The 4312-nt window shown below is 70.7% G+C and carries 3 protein-coding genes; all 3 read left to right on the top strand.

Going from position 1 to position 4312, the window contains the following annotated elements; all coding sequences use genetic code 11:
• Positions 1–2259: polysaccharide lyase 8 family protein (locus tag FNH08_RS45665; protein ID WP_152777519.1), on the top strand; the 2259-nt coding region annotated here is incomplete at its 5' end.
• 154 nt (positions 2260–2413) lie between these two features.
• Positions 2414–3997: an acyl-CoA carboxylase subunit beta gene (locus FNH08_RS45660; RefSeq protein ID WP_152777517.1), complete on the top strand. Its 1584-nt coding sequence runs from the start codon at positions 2414–2416 to the stop codon at positions 3995–3997.
• Between the two features lie 69 nt (positions 3998–4066).
• Entirely contained in the window at positions 4067–4255 is a 189-nt protein-coding gene (locus FNH08_RS45655; protein WP_152777515.1) for an acyl-CoA carboxylase subunit epsilon, read from the top strand.
• Positions 4256–4312: the final 57 nt, after the last annotated feature.

Here is a 4312-nt window from a genome sequence, read left to right as displayed (position 1 = left end):
GCCCCGAACGCCGCCGACGACGAGTACGACACCCTCCGCCACCGCTGGGTGGACATCTCCCTCGGCACCGGCTACGACCCGGCCGCCGAGCCCTACGCGACCCGCCTCAGGGAGACCGGCGAGCTCGCCCGCGCCTTCAGGGACACGATGGCGCCCACGCCCACCTCCCTCTGGCCCGGCCAGCCCTTCGACCCGCCCTCCGGCATCACCCGGAGCTACGGCCGCCTGTGGACGATGACCCAGGCGTACTTACAGCAGGGCACCGGGCTCACGGGCGACGAGGGGCTGCTCACGGACGTCCTGCGCGGGCTCGACCACCTCTCCGCGACGGTCTACAACCCGTCCACCACCCGCTACGGCAACTGGTGGGAGTGGCAGATCGGCAGCCCCCGCCTCCTGACGGACATCGTGGCCGCCCTCCACGACCACGTGACGGACGACCGCCGGGCCGCCGCCTGCGCGGCCGTCGACCACTTCATCCCCGACGCGATGCTGCGCGACTACTCGGGCACCTCCACCGGCGCCAACCGCGTCGACCTCTGCCGCTCGGTCGCGCTCCGGGGCATCCTCGGACGCGCCCCGGAGAAGATCGCCCTGGCGCGGGACGCCCTCTCCCCGGTCTTCCCGTACGTCACGAAAGGGGACGGGCTGTACGCGGACGGCTCGTTCGTCCAGCACACCTGGGTGGCGTACTCGGGGACGTACGGGCAGGTCCTGCTGGACGGCCTCGGGCGGCTCTTCGCGCTGCTCGCCGGATCGAGCTGGGCGGTGACCGACCCGAACAGACAGATCATCCTGGACAGCGTCGAGAGTGCCTACGCGCCCCTCGTCCACGACGGCCTGGTCATGGACAGCGTCAACGGCCGCGCCATCAGCCGAGGCCATCTCAAGGGCGACGACCGGGACGTGCTGCGCGGCGACCACTACCACGGGCAGATGCTCATCGCGGCGATGGCCGTGCTGGCGGCGGGCGCCGGAGCCGCCGAGCGCGAACGCTGGTACGGGCGCATCAAGGGCTGGATCGAACGGGACACGGTGACGCCGATCCTCACGGCCCGCCAGTTCGGGGTCGCCGACCTGGCCCGGCTGCACACGGTCGCCCGGTCCTCCGTGCCGGCCGCGCCCGACCCCGTCGGCCACCACCTCTTCGCCGCCATGGACCGCGCGGTCCACCGTCGCCCCGGCTTCGTGGCGAACATCGCCATGGCCTCCGAACGGATCGCGCACTACGAGTGCGGCAACGGCGAGAACCCGCGCGGCTGGCACACGGGCGCCGGAATGACGCTCTGGTGGCCCTCGGGGGCGGGGCTCGGCCGATCCGACCAGTACACAGACTGGTTCTGGCCCACCGTCGACTGGTACCGCCTGCCCGGCACCACCGTCTCCACCAGGCGTCTCGCCGACAAGGAGGGCGGAGAGTGGGGCGAGCCCAAGCCCGCCGCGCGCTGGGTCGGCGGCACCACGGACGGCGAGTACGCGGCGATCGGCCAGCACCTCAAGGGCCTCGGCTCCACGCTCCAGGCACGCAAGTCGTGGTTCTGCGTCGCGGACGCCGTCATCTGTCTCGGCGCCGGCATCACCTGCACCGACGGGGTGCCCGTCGAGACGGTGGTCGACAACCGGAACCTGGGGGAGGGCGGCGAGCAGGAGTTCGTCGTGCGGCGCGGCTGGGCCCACCTGGAAGGCCACGGCGGGTGGGTGTTCCCGGCCGGCGGAGAGCCGCGCACCCTCCGCGAGGAGCGCACCGGCGCCTGGTCCGACATCAACGCCACCAGTACGAGTGAACGGCGCACCCGGCGCTGGCAGACCCTGTGGCTGGACCACGGCACGGACCCGGCAGACGCGACGTACTCGTACGTCCTCATGCCGGGAGCCTCCCGCCACCAGGTCGCCGCCCGCGCGGCCGACCGCCACTGGTTGTCGGTCCTCGCCAACGACGCCCGCCGTCAGGCGGTCCACGTGGGCTCCCTGGGCCTGACCGCCGCGAACTTCTGGGCCCCGGGCACCGCGGGCCCCCTCACGACGACCGCTCCCGCGAGTGTGCTGGTCCGCGTCCGGGGCCGTACCGCTACCCTCTGTGTGAGCGAGCCGCCGCGGACCGGCGAGAGCCTGGAGATCACCTGGGACCGTCGCGTACGCGGCGTCGTCCGCGCGGACCCGTCGGTCGAGACGCTGGAGGCGAGCGGCCGTCGTCTGCGCCTTCGCGTCACTCCGGCGGCGGAGTGTGCGACCCACCGATGTGAGGTGGCTCTCGGATGACGTCTTTGTGTGACTCCGACAACGCGCAGGCCCTCTGAGCAGTCAGATCGGCTGCATGAGGGTGTGGTTCTGTCCAGTGGTACCAGGAAAACGGGTCGGAGACTGTGCGGAGTCGACGGCCCGTTTTCCTTGGTGGACTTCGTATGGTCGCTACATGACCGTTTTGGATGATGCGCCGAGCGAGCCGACGGACGCGCGCGGGCGTGTGGCCGAGCTCCACGAGATCCGTGCGCAGGCACTGGCCGGGCCGAGCGAGAAGGCGACCGCGGCGCAGCACGCCAAGGGCAAGCTGACCGCGAGGGAGCGCATCGAGCTCCTCCTCGACCCGGGCTCCTTCAACGAGGTCGAGCAGTTGCGCCGACACCGGGCGACCGGGTTCGGCCTGGACGCCAAGAAGCCCTACACGGACGGTGTCATCACCGGCTGGGGCACGGTCGAGGGCCGGACGGTCTTCGTCTACGCACACGACTTCCGCATCTTCGGCGGCGCGCTGGGCGAGGCCCACGCCACGAAGATCCACAAGATCATGGACATGGCCATCGCGGCCGGGGCGCCCCTGGTGTCCCTCAACGACGGCGCGGGCGCCCGTATCCAGGAGGGCGTCTCCGCTCTCGCCGGCTACGGCGGCATCTTCCAGCGCAACACGAGGGCCTCCGGGGTCATCCCGCAGATCTCCGTGATGCTGGGCCCGTGCGCGGGCGGCGCGGCCTACAGCCCCGCCCTGACGGACTTCGTGTTCATGGTCCGTGACACCTCGCAGATGTTCATCACCGGCCCCGACGTGGTCAAGGCCGTCACCGGCGAGGAGATCACCCAGAACGGCCTCGGTGGCGCCGACGTGCATGCCGAGACCAGCGGTGTCTCCCACTTCGCCTACGACGACGAGGAGACGTGCATCCACGAGGTGCGCTACCTGCTGTCGTTGCTCCCGCAGAACAACCGTGAGAACCCGCCGCGCGTGGAGTGCTCGGACCCGGCCGACCGGCGCTCCGACGTGCTCCTGGACCTGGTCCCCGCGGACGGCAACCGCCCGTACGACATGGCCAAGGTCATCGAGGAACTCGTCGACGACGGCGACTACCTGGAGGTCCACGAGCGCTGGGCCCGCAACATCATCTGCGCCCTGGCCCGTCTGGACGGCCAGGTGGTGGGCATCGTGGCCAACCAGCCGCAGTCGCTGGCCGGGGTCCTGGACATCGAGGCGTCGGAGAAAGCTGCGCGCTTTGTCCAGATGTGCGACGCTTTCAATATCCCGATCATCACGTTCCTGGACGTTCCTGGGTTCCTCCCGGGCGTCGACCAGGAGCACGGCGGGATCATCCGACACGGCGCGAAGCTCCTCTACGCCTACTGCAACGCGACCGTGCCGAGGATCTCGCTGATCCTGCGCAAGGCCTACGGAGGTGCGTACATCGTCATGGACAGCCAGTCCATCGGTGCCGACCTCACCTACGCGTGGCCGACGAACGAGATCGCGGTGATGGGCGCGGAGGGCGCGGCCAACGTCATCTTCCGCCGGCAGATCGCCGAGGCCGAGGACCCCGAGGCGATGCGGGCGCGCATGGTCAAGGAGTACAAGTCCGAGCTGATGCACCCGTACTACGCGGCGGAGCGCGGCCTCGTGGACGACGTCATCGACCCCGCCGAGACGCGCGAGGTCCTCATCCGCTCCCTGGCGATGCTGCACACCAAGCACGCCGACCTGCCGTCCCGCAAGCACGGCAACCCGCCGCAGTAGTCCGTCCGGTAACCCAGCGGATCCTTCGCGGTACCCCCGCGGAAACCTCTCTCACGGAGACTGAGACCCATGAACCTGCCTGACATCCGCGTCGAGAAGGGCCACGCCGAGCCCGAGGAAGTCGCCGCGATCACGGCCATCCTGATGGCCCGCGCCGCCGCGCAGCCCACGGCGCCCGTTCACCGTGGGCGCCTCAAGGCGGGCTGGCGCCGCCTTGAACGCGAGCCGGGCTTCAGGGCCCCCCACAGCTGGCGCTGAGCCTACGAAAGGGCCCCCTCCGACGGGAGGGGGCCCTTTCGTGTGCGCCTCTAAAAA

This window comes from Streptomyces spongiae (assembly GCF_009377185.1).
GTDB lineage: Bacteria > Actinomycetota > Actinomycetes > Streptomycetales > Streptomycetaceae > Streptomyces > Streptomyces spongiae.
Note: the sequence above shows the minus strand (reverse complement) of the source record. Positions and strands in the feature narration are given on the sequence as shown.

Bases quoted from the DNA above. Each gene is read 5' to 3' on its own strand.
- FNH08_RS45660 (WP_152777517.1), top strand. From the start codon at position 2,414: ATGACCGTTTTGGATGATGCGCCGAGCGAGCCGACGGACGCGCGCGGG.
- FNH08_RS45655 (WP_152777515.1), top strand. From the start codon at position 4,067: ATGAACCTGCCTGACATCCGCGTCGAGAAGGGCCACGCCGAGCCCGAG.